Below are 15,657 nucleotides of genomic sequence, written 5' to 3'. Positions count from 1 at the left end.
TGACTCCTTTTTTCGGTCTAAAATAAATACCTTTGCAGCTCGATTTCAGTTATTACTTTGAAAAATTACAAGCTTACTTTCGCTATTCTTACTGTTGCTATTGTCTGGGGAACCACTTTTTTATCAATTCGTGTAGCCGTAGAAACTATTCCGGCTTGGTTTGTGGCAGGAATCCGTCAACTTTTAGCAGCCATTATCATGTTCATCATCCTCATTTTTAGAAATGAACTCAAATGGATTGGCTGGAAAGATTTGGGCTATCAACTGATATTTTCAACACTTATGCTGATCATCGCCAATGGGATGACGACAGTTGCAGAAGAATCTGTTACAAGCAGTTTGGCTTCACTGATGAGTGCCTGTTCGCCCATCGTAGTATTTTTAGGAAGTGTAGCGATTGGTTTACAGAAGTTTAGCTTTCGGGCACTCATCGGAATTATTTTATGTTTCAGCGGTATCTTATTTATATTTTGGGATGGTCTTAATGATTTGGGAAATCCTGATTATCTTATGGGAGTCATCTATCTTTTTCTGGCAATTTTGGGGTGGGCTTCAGGAACAATTTTCACCAAAAAACTTAACCTTCAGAGTAAAAATATTACTTTAAATCTCTTTTACCAGTTTTCTTTTGCCGGAATTGTTCAAATTTGTTTTGCATTTCTTTTCTCAGAAAACTATAATTTTGAAAACTGGAGTTTAGTAAGTATTGCTGCAACTCTTTATTTGGCAGTTTTCGGTTCTGTAGCTGCTTTTTTTGCTTTTCATTATGCTTTAACCAGGGTTTCACCTGTGCAGGTTTCTATTTTGGCGTACATCAACACCATTATTTCAATCTTCTTAAGCTGGCTGATTTTAGATGAGAAAATTTCATTCAAATTTATAATGGCTGCAATTTTAATTATTTTTGGCGTTTTCATCATCAATTACAATCCTGAACTCTTTAAAAGAAAGAGAGTTAAAAAGTAATTTTACCTGATAGACCCCTTCTTAATCATTAAGATTTTCTTCTTAAAATGTCTTAGTCATTTTACTTTGTCATAATTTTTGCCTATATTTTATCATAATTCGTGCATTATGACAAAAAAATACTCCTTATTGCTCCTGCTCCTGTTTATCATTTTTCAAAGCTGCAACAACAAAGAAAAAAATCAGGAACTCACCGAGCGCGAAAAAAATCTGCTAGAAAAAGAAAAACTCTTCGCCACAAAAGAATCAGAATACCAGTCTCTCATCAAAATGAGAGACAGCATTTTCAATAAAAAAGATACAACTGAAATTATTAAAAAGTGGCCTGCAGAAGTTTTTGGCAATTGGACGGGTAAAGTAATCTGTACAGAATCATCCTGTAACGATTATGTAATTGGCGACCAAAGAATTGACAGTTGGGAATTTGACAGTGATTCTATTCAAATGGTTGCTAAGATTGTGAATAACAATAAGCTGGTACGATTATATTCCGGTTATTACGAAAATAACGAAGTAAGACTGCATTATAAAACTGATTCTACAGCAAGTAAAAATGTAGAAATGAGCGTTATCCTGAACGAAATTTCACCAAATATAATGAAAGGAACCAGAAGCATCACGGTAGATAATAAATGTACCGCCAAATTTTCTGTAGAATTGACAAGACCTTCAAAATAAATACTTATGATCTTAAGCATTCACAGCCTCACTCTACCCTTCGAAGATCCTGTACTGAAATTTTTGTTGGTTCTGATTATTATTCTTGCAGCACCTCTTTTATTAAACAAAATTAAAGTTCCACATCTTCTCGGGCTCATCATTGCAGGAGCTATTATAGGTCCGAACGGGTTTAATGTGTTGGCAAGAGACAGCAGCATTGTGGTTACAGGTACAACCGGACTGCTCTATATCATGTTTCTTGCAGGTCTGGAAATTGACATGGGAGATTTTAAAAAAAATAAGTGGAAAAGCTTAGGATATGGAGGTTACGCTTTTGTTTTTCCTTTTATTTTAGGATATATCGGCTCTTACTATCTGTTGGATTTTTCAGTAATGACATCTGTACTTTTTGCCAGTTTATTTTCATCCCAGACACTCATCACTTACCCGCTTATCAGCAAACTCGGAATTGCAAAAAACCGCGCTGTCAATATCACCGTTGGCGGAACAATGATTACTGACGTTGCTACATTATTGGTCTTGGCAGTAGTTGTAGGTATGGTACAAGGCGATGTTGGTACAGCATTTTGGTTAAAACTTACCGGCTCATTTTTGATTTTCGGGTTAATTGTACTGATGGTTTTCCCTTTGATCGGAAGATGGTTTTTCAAGAAGGTAGATGATAAAATTTCCCAGTATATTTTTGTACTGGTAATGATTTATCTCGCAGCACTTTTAGCTGAATTGGCAGGTGTAGAAGCCATTATCGGAGCTTTCTTTGCGGGTTTAGCTTTAAACAGACTGATTCCGCACACCTCATCGTTAATGAATCGTGTAGAATTTGTAGGAAACGCAATTTTCATCCCGTTTTTCCTGATCAGCGTAGGAATGTTGATTGATTTTAAAGTTTTTTTCAACAGCTTCGAAACCTTAAAAGTCGCAGGCATCATGCTTGTAGCATCTATTGGCGGTAAATACATTTCTGCCATAATCAGTCAAAAAACCTTTCGGTTTACAAAAGACGAAGGTATTCTGGTATTCGGATTAAGTTCTGCATCAGCTGCAGCAACTTTAGCAACCGTAATGGTGGGTTACAACATTATCATCTCTGAAAGCGAAACCGGGGAACCCATCAGATTACTCAATGAGCATGTTCTGAACGGAAGTATTTTGCTGATTTTAATTTCATGTACAATTTCATCATTTATTTCCATGGCAAGTGGTCAGAAAATTGCTGCACGTGAAAATGAAGATACCGTAACAGGTAATAATCATGATGAAGAAAATATTCTTTTGGCTTTAAATTATGAAAAGACAGTTGAACGAATGGTCAATCTTGGAATTTTAATTAAAGCGCATTCCAACACAGAAGATTTTTTTGCGTTAAATGTTATTAATCAAGATAAAAATGAATCTTCTGTAAAAAATGCTGAAAAACTCCTTCATCAGGCAACCGATATTGCAGCTTCGGCAGATGTAAAATTGCAGGCACTCAAAAGATACGACAACGATGTGATCAACGGAGTCAACAACGTTATTAAAGAACAGAATATCACAGATTTGATTATTGGTTTGGAAGATCAGAAAGGTTTTTCAGCATCATTTGCACATAATCTGTACAACGGATATTTGCAGAATGACGATGTGAACATTTTTGTCTACCATGCTGCACAGCCACTTTCTACGATTAAGAAATATGCTGTAATGATTCCTGAAAATGCTCATAAGGAAGCCGGATTTTTTCACGCTTTGGTTAGAGTCTGGAATGTAGCCAGAAATTCCGGTGCCACGATTATTTTTTACGCTCCCGAAAACATTCTCAACATTTTACAGAAAATCATCAAAAAAGCCAACATTGAAGCTGAGTTTATCATCATGAGCACTTGGAAAGATGCCGAAGAAACTGCTGCAAAAATAAAAGAAGATGAAGGTTTGATTATTTTTATGGCAAAAAGAGGAATGCAGTCTTATATTCCTAGGATGCGAATGATTCCTGAACTCTTGAACAGCAAACTTCATGATAATAATTATCTTCTCATTTTTCCTTATTCAGAATACAAACACGATCATACTGAAAAGCGTTCTGTAGGAAATCATGATGACTTTGTGGAGATTGGAAATGTGATTAAAAAAATTTTTAAGTAAAATTTATTGATGAAAAGCTGAAAATTTAAATAAATATTCAGATTTTAGCGGTCAGTAATCAATCAAATAAAAAATGAATAAACTATTAACCATCTTAATCTTGCTACTTTCAATTGATATATTTTGTCAAACTGATAAAAATGGAAATCCAGTTTTTAATTCAATTACAGTTTCGGAAGAAAAAACCAAAGACTATCAATTAAATACAAATTATTATACGATAGCTAACAACATTAACAATAAAAACTCTTCAGTATTTGTCAATGAAAATGCAACTTTAGATGAAATTGAAACTTTTGCCACAAAACTTCCTTCAGATTTCTTTTTAGTAATAAAAGATAATTCTCCGATCAATATGATTATGATTGTTGACAAACCTGAAAAAGTATTCTTTGTAATAAATCCTTCAACCGGATCAAGTGAAACATTTCCTTGTGATCTTAAAGGTGATATTACAGAAAACCGTGCAAAAGAAATCATTAAAGAGAATTATGATAAAAATTCAAAATTGGATGGTAATTTTTTATTTTTCAACAATAAAAAATTCAAGGTAATAAGCAATGGCGAAATTGCAACAACTATTAAAAACTTTATAACCGAAAAAAAACTTTATGCCGGAAATCCAAGTACACTAAAGATAGTTGATAAAGGTCTTTTGAAAAAATTGATTATTGAAGAAAGTAGAGAGGGTGGAAAATTAGATTTTTTCAGTTCAATAAAAGGTCATGAAATGGACGGAATACAAATAAAGCCAGGTGTTTTCAGTACAAATAGTGGTATTGCATTATATAAATGGGGACGGGAAAACTATGAATTGGGTGTAAGTACATCAGAAGATGCAATAAATATCTGGGGTGAGCTAAAAAAAAGGAAGCCTAATCAAAGAGAAATTGAGTACATAAAAATGGGATTTAATAAAGAACTAGAAAAATAAATTATAAAAAAAGACTGCTTTTCAGCAGTCTTTACTATTTCTAAGCAATCACTCTCACCATCGATTTCACTTTCACCAGTTTTTCCATCAATTCTTCTCTGGAATCTGCCAAGACATTAATGTGTCCCATTTTTCTACCGGGTTTAGTTTCACTTTTTCCGTAAAGGTGAATGTACGTTTCGGGAAGCTTTAAAACCTCTTCCATTCCTTCGTAAATTACTTTTCCTGAAAATCCTTCTGCTCCAACTAAATTCAGCATTCCGCTAAAAATAATTGCATCGGTATCGGCTAAAGGTAAGTTTTTCACCACACGATACATTTGTTCGAACTGCGAGTTGGCGTTTCCTTCCTGACTTTGATGTCCCGAATTGTGAAGTCTCGGAGCCGTTTCGTTGACCCAAACTTTGCCTTCTTTGTCTAAAAATAATTCAATCGCAAACAATCCCGGAGAATTGACCGCATTCAGAAATTTCTCTGTAATCGAATCGATTTGATTTTCAATATCTTCACTTAAAAAAACCGGACAAATATTGAAATCGAGTAAATTTAATTTCGGATCAGCAACCATTTCTGTTACCGGGAAAGTTTTGGTTTCGCCATTTTCGTTGATCGCAACAATCACAGAAAGCTCTTTATCAATATCAACCAGATTTTCTAAAACAGAATCTTCAGTCCATAGATTTCTCAAATCTTCAGATGAACGGATGATCTGCACCCCTTTGCCATCGTAACCGCCGGTATTTAGTTTTTGTACAAACGGAAACTGAATTTTTATTTCATCTGAACTTCCGTCCATAATTTCAAAATCCGGACTTGGAATATCATGAGCTTTATAAAATTGCTTCTGAAGAATTTTCTGCTGAATCGTTTTAATAATCGCAGCATTCGGAACCACTTTTATGCCTTGCTTTTCCAGTTCTGCCAAAGCATCGGCATTTACGTGCTCGATTTCTATCGTAACAACATCTTTATCTTTACCAAAATCTAAAACAGTATCGTAATCGTTGAAATTTCCTTGTGTAAAATGCGAAATATTGTGACAAGGTGCATCTGAAGCCGGATCTAAAGTATAAAATTCATCATCATATTTTAATGCTTCCTGAATCAACATTCTCCCGAGCTGTCCGCCGCCTAAAATTCCTATTTTCATTTTTCTTTAAGTTTTTATTAAATTTTATCAATCTTAAAATATCCCACTTCTGAAATATTTTCCTGGTTTTCTTCTTTTGATTGTTCCAGAATAATCGAATATTTTTCTTTCATATATTCCGGAAGAATATCATTGACTGCAAAAATATCATCAATATCTACTCCATGTTTATCATCAATATGACTTACTGCGTTTTCAAAGCCCATTGTTCTGTAGAATTCAGTTTTCTTCACTCTTTTCACCACTTCACTCATGGAGGTTCCCACCATCAGATGTTGCTCGTGAAACTCTGTAAAAAAGCCTCTTTTGTAACCTCCAAGATTGATAAAAAACAATTGATTTTCCTGCTTCAATGTTGTTTTTTCAACAATTTTCACTTCGTATCCATCGATGAATTTCACTTCCTGATACGCATCTAAATGTATTTTACCTTCTGCTTCCTTCCAAAAATCTTTTATATCCGGAACAAGATTATGAAGCTTGTCAGCAATGCCGAAGAAAACATCATGCTGTTCTATGTTTCTGCCTTTCGGTGTTGCCCCAAGAATTATGTAAAATAATCTCATTATGATATTTATTTTTTGCAAAAATACGGCAAAAAATAATCTTTCATTAAAGTTTGGCTAAAAACGGCAATAGTTTTATATTTGTGACATGTCAGAAATCATTATTCTCTTTCTCGGTGCGATCTCTGCTGGTCTTTTAGGATCACTCACAGGTCTGGGAGGAGGAGTTATCATTATCCCTTTATTGACGCTTGGTTTCGGAGTTCCTATGCATTATGCGATTGGTGCATCACTTATTTCTGTGATCGGAACTTCATCGGGTGCAGCAGTTGCTTTTGTAAAAGAAGGATTCACCAATATGAGAATAGGTATGTTTTTGGAGATCGCTACCACAGCCGGTGCGATTGCCGGAGCTTTAGTTTCCGGAATGCTGAATCCAAATACCATCGGGATTATTTTTGCCAGTATTCTTCTTCTGACCGTTATTTTAAATCTTAAAGGAAAACCAGATCATCAGGAACCGTTAATTAAAGGTAGTTTAGAAGAAAAATTAAAACTTTACGGAACATTCCCCGATAAAGGTATTATGAAAACGTATGCCGCCAGAAATACCGTTCCCGGATTTTTTATGATGATGTTTGCCGGGGCAATGTCCGGACTTTTAGGAATCGGTTCAGGTGCGCTGAAAGTTCTGGCAATGGATAATATGATGAGACTCCCCTTCAAGGTTTCTACTACAACAAGCAACTTTATGATTGGCGTAACTGCGGTTGCGAGTTCGTTAATTTATTTCCAGCGAGGCGAAATTATTCCTGTCATTGTAGCTCCGGTTTTGGTAGGTGTTGTCGTTGGAAGTTTCATCGGATCAAAAACTTTAATGGTTTCAAAAACAAAAAAGCTAAAGACATTTTTCGCTATTGTAATTACGATTCTTTCGGTTTATATGATGTATAACGGCATTAGAAATAATTTCTCATGAGAAAGAATTTTACAGATATTGATCTTAACCGCTCTGTTGGAAACCTGCTTCGATTGGGCGTTATCTTATCGGTTATCACATCGCTGATTGGTTTTATAAAACTTTTTCTGGAAGGCTTTAAAATGCCCAGAAAATACAAACTTCTCGATATGGGAACTTCTTCTGAAAAAGTATGGAGCCATTTTTGGGACACGCTTTGCAAAGGTGAAGGAATGGCCATCATTCAACTGGGAATTCTGATGCTTATTTTCACACCTTTGATGAGAATTATTTTTGCTTTAATCGGTTATCTGAAAGAAAAAGATTACACGTATGTTATTATTTCATCGATTGTTTTGGTGATTATGGTGATCAGTTTCATTACCGGTTATGCTCATTAATAATAATTGAAAATTGATCTAAAAAAAATCTTTTTTTAAATTTAATTTTCATAAAATTCTAAAGGCAACTGATCTGGATCCTGAGTAAAGAAAAATTCTTTTCCTGTAAATTCATCAATACGGATTTCTTCACAGTTTAAACCTTTCTGAATTAATTCTTCACGCTTGTCATTCACATTTTTTACTGAGAAAGCCAAATGTCTTAAACCACAGGATTCCGGTCTCGATGGTCTTGCCGGAGGATTTGGGAAAGAAAATAATTCGATTACATAATTTTCTCCAATGGCTAAATCTAGTTTATAAGACTGTCTTTCTTCTCTGTACACTTCACGAATGATATTCAAGCCTAAAACCTCTGTGTAAAACTTTTTTGAAATTGTATAATCTGAACAGATAATAGCAATATGGTGAATTTTCATTTTAAAAATTATTTATTGCAGTTATTTCTTCTTGTATCAATTAAATATTGAATCTTCCATTCCCCATTTTGTTTAACCAGCTGAAAACTGTTAGCTCCGCAGTGAGAAAACTTCCCTTTATAATAAAATTCATACGGTGTAAAAATACTTGCTAAATTACCATCAATATGCACGGCATCAACAGTAATCTTTTCATCTGCATCATTTTTTGACAGCCTGGAAATGGATGTAATAAATTCTTTTATGTTTTCAGTTTTTACCGTTCCGTCTTTTTTTATGCTTTGTAAAATCGCATCTTCCGTAAACACAGATTTTATGACTGCAGAATCTGCATTTTTCATTCCCAAAAATAATTTCTCAACCGTCTCTTTTGCCAAATCGGTATCGGTTTTTTGTGCGAATGAAAATGAAGTTAAAAATACAGTCAAAACTAAAAACTTACTCATGATCTACAGTTTTAAAAACTAAAATTAATGAATAATTATTAAACTATAATTATTAACAGAGTTTAAAACCCGAAAGATTTGAAATCAATGAAAAATAACTTATTTTTAAACATTCATTTTATAAATATGTGGGAAACGTACCTTGTTTTAGTAGGTCTACTTTTTGTTTTAACGATACTTCCAAAATTTCCAAATTCACACTGGATTTTTCGTTTTCCTGATTTTGGAAAGATTCAGATAACTTATTTTACTATAATTACTTTCGCTCTGGGATTTTTTGTTGAAAAGTCTGAATATTTCTGGTATCTGCAAGGGGTTTTACTCGCCATGTTTATCTATCACGGAATTACCCTGATCAGATATACTCCCCTTTACAAAGTAAAAAAACATCAACAGACAAAAAATTCATCCAAAAAACATCATTTTATTTCTGCAAATGTATATCAGTTCAATAAAGATTATCAAAAATTTATCGATCTGGTCAAGAGACAGCAACCCGATGTATTTCTAACGATGGAAAGCAATGCCGATTGGGAAAAAGCATTGCAGGTATTGGAAACAGAGTATCCGTATCATCATAAAGTGACATTAGAAAACACCTACGGAATGCACTTTTACTCCAAATTGAAAATTGAAGATTCGATAACACACTATTTTGTTGCCGATGACATTCCGAGCATTGAGGCACATTTAAAAACCGAAGATGGCTATCAATTTGTTTTTTTCGGAGTGCATCCGCCGCCGCCAAGTCCCACTGAAGAAGAAACGTCAAAAGAAAGAGACGGTGACTTGCTGAGCGTTGCAAAAAGAGTGAAAGATTTCACCAAACCTGTAATCGTTGTGGGAGATTTTAATAATGTTGCCTGGTCTAAATCATCAATTTTATTCAGAAAAACGAGCCATTTGATTGATCCAAGAGTTGGGCATGCTTTTGTATCGACTTTTCATGCAAAATCAAGGCTATTAAGATTCCCGATTGACCTGATGTTTCACAGTGAAGATATCTTCATTAAAGATTTAAAAACATTAGAAAATTTCGGTTCAGATCACCTTCCTGTTTATTGTGAATTTTTTATTGATCATCACAATGATGATCAGGAAGAACGCGTAGAACAGGCAGATTCTGAGGAAATTGCTGAAGCTGAAGAAATCATAAAGGAAGGTAAAGAAGAAAACGGGGAGCGAGATGCAGTAGTGACTGAAGATTAATTTGTTTTACTTTTTTTTAATTCCCCTCCTTTGGAGGGGTTGCGAAAATTCGATTAGAATTTTTGACGGGGTGGTTTGATACGTTTGATTAAAGCAATATTTTTCAAAACATTAAAAAAAGGCGGACTAAAGTCCGCTCATATCGATATTAGAATTTCATCACATCCTTCACCACTCCATTCTTTTGAGTGTGCTGGAGTAATTCTTCTTCAATAAAAGTTTTTATTTTTTCTTCCGAACCATCATTTGGAAATAAAAGATGAACATTCGCTCCTGCATCTAAAGTAAAAAACAACGGCAATTCTGTTTCTTTTCTGAAATTCCAGATTTTATTGATCACTTCCAAAGTTCCTGTTTGCATCAGGATAAATGCGGGGTCGCTCATCATCATCATTGCGTGAAGTGTAAGAGCTTCGTGTTCGACTAGTTTGATGAAACTTTTCAAATCCCCAGTCTTCAGAATTTCTTTCATGGGAACAAAATTTTCTCTTGCTTCCTGAAATCTTCTTTCCGCATAAGGATTGGTATTCATCAAACCGTGCCCAACTGTAGATGATACGCTTTTTTGTCCTTCATGAATCAATAAAACCCAATCATTAAAATCTTTGAAAACATCATGAATTTCAGCGTTTGGATATTGTACTGCAAATAGATCTGAGCTGTCTTTAACCTCATCAGATTCGCCCCAAACAACCAATCCGTTGTATAAACTTCTACAGGCACTTCCACTTCCTAATCTCGCTAAAAAAGAGGCTTTTTGAAGAGATTCTTCTTCAGAATTTTTTCCTGAAAAATCTTCGTCTAATTTCATCAGACATTTTGCAATCGCCCCGAAACCTGAAGCCGAACTCGCAATTCCTGAGCTGTGAGGAAATGTATTTTCAGTATTAATGATGTATTTTCCTTTTAAAATCCAGGGAAGATACTGCTCAATATTTTTAAAATATTTCTCGATTTTCTCGGCAAATTTTAGTTCTTCATTTCCTGACAGAAAAGTCTGCACGGAGAATGGTTCATTTGCTAAGAACTCAATGGTTGTATTGGTTTTGCAATGATTTAAAGTATAACTGATGCTCGGATTTGCAGGAATCTGATTGTCATATTTCCCCCAATATTTGATTAAGGCAATATTTGAAGGACAGCTTTCTGAAACTGTTTTTGAATTAATCGTATATTCTTGTTTTCCTAAAAAATCCTGTGTTGTCATAGTTCAATTTTTAAAATACTAAATTTTAATTCCTAACCCAAAAGCACTGTTGAGATTCCTATGAAATCACAAACTTTAAGTTGATCATCTTTGGTTAAAAAAAGTTTATCTAATACATTTTCTCAATTAATTCAGCATATTTTTTCAGAACCACAGTTCTTTTCACCTTTAAGGTCGGAGTAATTTCTCCGCTGCTGATTTCAAATTCTGATGGCATTAAAGTGAATTTTTTCACTTTTTCAAAATCTGAAAGCTCGTGCTGTAATTCTTTCAATTTATCTTTATAAATATCAATGATTTCCTTTTTCTGTACCAATTCTTCATGATTGGCAAACGAGATGTTGCTCTTTTTTGCATAGTCTGACAGAAATTCAAAATTCGGGACAATCAATGCTGAAACAAACTGTCTGCCTTCTGCAATCAGAACAATTTGACTGATAAAATTATTGTTCGTGAGAATATTTTCAATCTGTTGTGGTGCAATGTATTTTCCGTTGGAAGTTTTCATTAAGTCTTTAATACGATCGGTAATAAACAAATTTCCGTTTTCATCAAACTTGCCTGCGTCACCGGTTCTAAACCAACCATCCTCTGTAAAAACTTTCGCTGTTTCTTCAGGTTTTTGGTAGTATCCTTTCATAATACCGTTTCCTTTTGCCTGAATTTCATCGTTTTCTCCGATACGGATTTCTACACCGGGTAAAGGTTTTCCACAACTTCCATGCTCAAATCTGGTAAGCGGAAAAGCCGTGAGCGTTGCTGTAGTTTCGGTAAGACCATAGCCAACCGTTACATGCAATCCCATCGCCTCAAATAATTGCGTTACATCTGGCGAAATCGAAGCTCCGCCGCATGGCATAAACCAAAGTCTGCCGCCCATTTTCTGCTTCACTTTATTGAAAACCAAAGCATTTGCAAGAGAACTTTTCACAGTTAATCCAATAGGAATTGATTGTTCTTTTCTTCTTAGTTCTGCAGTTTGTTTCCCTACTTTTACTGCCCAGTCGAATATTTTTTTCTTGAATGATGAACTTTCCGCTGCTTTTTCCAAAACTCCTGCGTACACTTTCTGAAAAAATCTCGGTACGGCGCACATCATGGTTGGTTTTACTTCCGCTAATGCTCCAGCAATATCTTTCGGATCTTCCAGAAAATACACTCTTGCACCACCATAAAGACACAATAAGCTCCAACATCTTTCAAAAACATGAGTAAGCGGTAAGAAGGCTAGTGAAAGTTCTTCTTCGAAATTTTTAAATTTAAAAAACTCAAAATGAGCATCAAAAGATTTAATAAAATTTCCGTGGGTGAGCAGTACACCTTTTGGTGTTCCGGTAGTTCCTGATGTATAGATAATAGTTGCAAGGTCATCGAGTTCTTTTTTAACGATCTCTAGTTTTGGTGAAGATTTAGCAATAAAATCTTCAAGGTAAAAAGTGTGCTCTTTTTTTACCCAAACTGCTTTTTTAGAAACGATGATGGTCTGAAGGCTGTTTTCTCTGTTTACAATTTCAAAAGATGCATCATATTGAGCCTGGTTTCCCACCAAAATAACTTTTGCCCGAGAATCATTAATAATATATCCTGCCTGTTCTGCATTGTTGGTGGAATAAATGGGAACCGTAATGGCTCCGATTGACATTGCAGCCAAATCAAAGATCAACCATTCTGCAGAGTTGTCTGCATAGATGGCGACTTTGTCATTTTCTTCTACTCCGTTATTTTTTAATGCGTTTGCAGTTTTATAAATAATTTCGCTGAATTTTTTCCAACTCAATTCTTTCCATCCTTCTTTCTTTTTAAAACCAACAGCTGATTTGTAAGGATGTTTTTCTGCATTTTTACTGATAATTGCCTCTGCAAGATTCATTATAATTTATTCAGCTTTTTGTCATTAATATAATTATTGAGATGGAAATCTATACTATCCTTTACAGGAATAAAATGATAGTTTAAAGTTGTTTTCACTTTCTCATTTGAAATTGTACTCAAAGTAGTTACTGCTTCTATATTGGTTTTTGTGGCCATCTTCAGTTGAGGAATCATCCATCCGAAAAAAACATTCAGCCATCTACCGATATGCAATTCTGTATTTGACAGAATTCTGGCATTTTTCAGATTTAATTTTCTTCTGATCTGATTTCCGATTTCTGCATATTTTTTACTTTCCGAAATTAAAATAAAACGTTCCCCGAATTGATCTTTTTCCATAAGATCGATTGCAATTTTTGCCACATCACGCACATCAATATAAGCTGCACCTCCGGAAAATGTAAAACTGTTTTTTTCAAAAGTAGAAAATAATTCTCCACTGCTCTGTTTCCAGTTTCCGGTTCCCACGATCATTCCGGGATTGATGATGATGGTATTCAAACCTTCGGCTGAAGCTCTCCAGACTTCCATTTCTGAAAGATGTTTTGAAATTGCATAGGCAGAATGTTCTATTTTTGGATTAAAATCTGATTCTTCATCAAGCAGACCCTTTTCATTAGCATTATCCAGAACCGCAATGGAACTTACATGAAGAAATTTCTGAACACTTGAATTTTCACAGGCAAACAAAAGATTTTCTGTACCTTTTATATTGGTATGATTCATTTCTTTTTCATCTTTCGGATGAAAACTTACTCTTGCAGCACAGTGATAGACTTCTGTAACGCCGTTCAAAGCATCTTGTAACGAATGAATATCGTCAAAATCAACATCTACCCATTCAATTTGATTAAAAAATTCTTCAGGTTTTTTGGTGTAATACTGATAAGAATGTTTTACTTCATCCGTATTACTTGCAGGTCTTTTTGCAGCACGCACGCTTCTCCCTTTTTTCAAAAGTTCCAAAACGATGATTCTGCCTAAAATTCCTGTTGCTCCTGTTACAAAAACCATGAATGCTTATTGTTTTTTTATTTCATTTTTAATAAAATTAATATTCTCAAGATAAGAAGAATATTTGGGATGATCTTTTAATAATTCGATCATTTGGGTTGCTTCTTTTATGTCGTTTTCTATTTCTTTATTTTCTGTTTCTATATGTAGAAACATTATATTAATAAGTGTTTCTACAACATCAGGTAAAAACCTTTGCAGATTATCCTTTAAGAAATTTTTTCTGATCTCAAATGCTTTCTGATAAGAATGTTCCGCTTTTGAAAATTCATTTTGAGCTACTTGTAAATTACCCAGATTATTGAGAGTATTGGCTACTTCTGGCAAAAACCTTTGCGGATTATCTTCCGACAGCTTCTTCCTGATTCTCAACGCTTCTTGAAAAGAATGTTCTGCTTTTGAAAATTCATTTTGAGCTACTTGTAAATTACCCAGATTATTGAGAGTAGTGGCTACGCTGGACAAAAACCTCTGCGGATTATCTTCTGACAGCTTTTTTGTTATCTCCAATGCTTCCTGATATAAGTTTTCTGCTTTTGCAAACTCACTTTTATCTAATTGTAAATTACCCAAGTTATTGAGCGTAATGGCTACTTCTGGCAAAAACCTTTGCGGATTATCTTCCGACAGCTTCTTTCTGATTCTCAACGCTTCTTGATAAGAATGTTCTGCTTTTGAAAATTCATTTTTACCTGCTTGTAAATTACCCAGGCTATTAAGCGTAACAGCTAAATCGGGTAAAAACCTTTGCGGATTGTTCTCTGATAATTTTTTTCTGATTTCCAGTGCTTGCTGATATGAGTGTTCCGCTTTTGAAAATTCATTTTTAGCTTTTTGTAAATTACCCAGATTATTGAGCGTAGCGGCTACTTCTGGCAAAAACCTGTGTGGATTATCTTCTGATAACTTTTTTTTGATCTCCAATGCTTCCTGATAAGAATGCTCTGCTTTTGTAAGCTCATTTTTACCTGCTTGTAAATTACCTAGATTATTGAGTGTCGAAGCTACATCAGACAAAAATATTTGCGGATTGTCTATTGCTAATTTTTTATAGCTGTTAAGAGTTTTTATATAAAATTCTTCTGCTTTTTGATAAGAATTAATAGACTTATAAACGTATGCTAATTTAAAGGCAATTTTAGGATTTGAAGTATCGAAGTCAGGTTCATACAACTCTAGAAGATTATTTATGGCGTTTTCAGATTGAGGTATCTCTGTATAGAAAGCCAATAATTCTATCACAATACCATTTGCTATTTTAACATTGTCCCATCTCTGCTCTTTTGCTTTCAAAAGTTGTTCGTTCAATAGTTTTATCCTATTTGAAAGCTCTTTTATGTGGGGATTTGCTTCTGCAATGGCTTCCATAACATAGGCATTTCCAAATTGCTGGGTTTCTGGGTTTAGTTTCTCGTCAAAATAAATAACAGAAACTCTTTGATTGTAAATATCGGGTGCATTAAAACTAATTTTAGATACTAACTCAGAATTTAACCAAAACATGATGGGAACATTTTGCTTTAACAAATCTTCTCTTGCAAAATTAAGTAGTGCAAAAAAATTAGGAATAATATTATTGATAACTATGTATTCAATACCATTTATAATAATTCCTCCACATTTTTTCCCGTTGATTGTATTATAAATGTTATCAGCAATAGAAAGATCCTGATTATAATCTTTCTCAAAGCAAAATGGAACAAGGTCATATTTCTTCGCCTGTAATATATTGGTAACGGTATTATTTACATTCTTTTGCAACAACTCATC

The 15,657-nt window shown here is 34.3% G+C and carries 15 protein-coding genes; 7 read left to right on the top strand and 8 right to left on the bottom strand.

The window, feature by feature from the left end:
* Positions 1-57 precede the first annotated feature (57 nt).
* From ACZZ9T_RS08380 to ACZZ9T_RS08365, 4 genes are all read left to right on the top strand, one after another.
* A complete protein-coding gene (locus tag ACZZ9T_RS08380; RefSeq protein ID WP_463441696.1) occupies positions 58-966 on the top strand; it encodes a DMT family transporter in 909 nt (302 codons plus the stop codon).
* 108 nt (positions 967-1,074) lie between these two features.
* Positions 1,075-1,644 (top strand): hypothetical protein, encoded by a 570-nt coding sequence (locus tag ACZZ9T_RS08375; RefSeq protein WP_463441695.1) that lies wholly within the window; start codon positions 1,075-1,077, stop codon positions 1,642-1,644.
* Between the two features lie 6 nt (positions 1,645-1,650).
* Positions 1,651-3,771 (top strand): cation:proton antiporter, encoded by a 2,121-nt coding sequence (locus ACZZ9T_RS08370; protein ID WP_463441694.1) that lies wholly within the window; start codon positions 1,651-1,653, stop codon positions 3,769-3,771.
* Between the two features lie 73 nt (positions 3,772-3,844).
* A complete protein-coding gene (locus tag ACZZ9T_RS08365; protein ID WP_463441693.1) occupies positions 3,845-4,705 on the top strand; it encodes a hypothetical protein in 861 nt (286 codons plus the stop codon).
* Between the two features lie 40 nt (positions 4,706-4,745).
* Here ACZZ9T_RS08365 and ACZZ9T_RS08360 read toward each other — a convergent pair whose 3' ends face one another.
* Together ACZZ9T_RS08360 and ACZZ9T_RS08355 are read right to left on the bottom strand one after the other, a co-directional pair.
* Entirely contained in the window at positions 4,746-5,855 is a 1,110-nt protein-coding gene (locus ACZZ9T_RS08360) for a 5-(carboxyamino)imidazole ribonucleotide synthase (RefSeq protein WP_463441692.1), read from the bottom strand.
* A 17-nt stretch (positions 5,856-5,872) separates the two neighbouring features.
* Positions 5,873-6,421 carry a DUF1543 domain-containing protein gene (locus ACZZ9T_RS08355; protein WP_463441691.1) on the bottom strand — a complete coding sequence of 183 codons (549 nt, stop codon included), beginning with the start codon at positions 6,419-6,421 and terminating at the stop codon, positions 5,873-5,875.
* 88 nt (positions 6,422-6,509) lie between these two features.
* On the opposite strand from ACZZ9T_RS08355, the gene ACZZ9T_RS08350 reads away from it, so the two are divergent.
* Positions 6,510-7,340, top strand: coding sequence for a sulfite exporter TauE/SafE family protein (locus tag ACZZ9T_RS08350; RefSeq protein WP_463441690.1), 831 nt, complete (start codon positions 6,510-6,512; stop codon positions 7,338-7,340).
* Complete coding sequence (locus ACZZ9T_RS08345) at positions 7,337-7,720, top strand: DUF1634 domain-containing protein (RefSeq protein ID WP_463441689.1); 384 nt, start codon at positions 7,337-7,339, stop codon at positions 7,718-7,720. Before ACZZ9T_RS08350 ends, ACZZ9T_RS08345 begins: the two co-directional genes overlap by 4 nt.
* Positions 7,721-7,761: 41 nt before the next feature.
* Here the strand turns inward: ACZZ9T_RS08345 and gloA2 are convergent, their stop codons facing one another.
* Positions 7,762-8,139, bottom strand: coding sequence for an SMU1112c/YaeR family gloxylase I-like metalloprotein (gloA2, locus tag ACZZ9T_RS08340; protein WP_463441688.1), 378 nt, complete (start codon positions 8,137-8,139; stop codon positions 7,762-7,764).
* 8 nt (positions 8,140-8,147) lie between these two features.
* A complete protein-coding gene (locus ACZZ9T_RS08335) occupies positions 8,148-8,585 on the bottom strand; it encodes a nuclear transport factor 2 family protein (protein ID WP_463441687.1) in 438 nt (145 codons plus the stop codon).
* Positions 8,586-8,711: 126 nt separating this feature from the next.
* Between ACZZ9T_RS08335 and ACZZ9T_RS08330 the strand changes: the two genes are divergently transcribed.
* The gene (locus ACZZ9T_RS08330) at positions 8,712-9,794 is read left to right on the top strand and encodes an endonuclease/exonuclease/phosphatase family protein (RefSeq protein WP_463441686.1); all 1,083 of its coding nucleotides are present in this window, start codon (positions 8,712-8,714) and stop codon (positions 9,792-9,794) included.
* A gap of 148 nt (positions 9,795-9,942) precedes the next feature.
* On the opposite strand, the gene ACZZ9T_RS08325 is transcribed toward ACZZ9T_RS08330, so the two are convergent.
* The 4 genes from ACZZ9T_RS08325 to ACZZ9T_RS08310 form a co-directional block, all read right to left on the bottom strand.
* Entirely contained in the window at positions 9,943-11,001 is a 1,059-nt protein-coding gene (locus ACZZ9T_RS08325; protein WP_463441685.1) for a diphosphomevalonate decarboxylase, read from the bottom strand.
* Positions 11,002-11,110: 109 nt separating this feature from the next.
* Positions 11,111-12,871, bottom strand: coding sequence for an AMP-dependent synthetase/ligase (locus tag ACZZ9T_RS08320; RefSeq protein WP_463441684.1), 1,761 nt, complete (start codon positions 12,869-12,871; stop codon positions 11,111-11,113).
* A complete protein-coding gene (locus tag ACZZ9T_RS08315; RefSeq protein ID WP_463441683.1) occupies positions 12,871-13,887 on the bottom strand; it encodes an NAD-dependent epimerase/dehydratase family protein in 1,017 nt (338 codons plus the stop codon). The genes ACZZ9T_RS08320 and ACZZ9T_RS08315 overlap by 1 nt, the downstream gene beginning before the upstream one ends.
* Before the next feature lie 6 nt (positions 13,888-13,893).
* Entirely contained in the window at positions 13,894-15,255 is a 1,362-nt protein-coding gene (locus ACZZ9T_RS08310; protein WP_463441682.1) for a tetratricopeptide repeat protein, read from the bottom strand.
* Between the last annotated feature and the right edge of the window lie 402 nt (positions 15,256-15,657).

The sequence above is a fragment of the Chryseobacterium sp. AC417 genome (genome assembly GCF_979258215.1).
The sequence above is the reverse complement of the archived record's forward strand: the minus strand, read 5'-3'. Positions and strand labels throughout refer to the sequence as shown.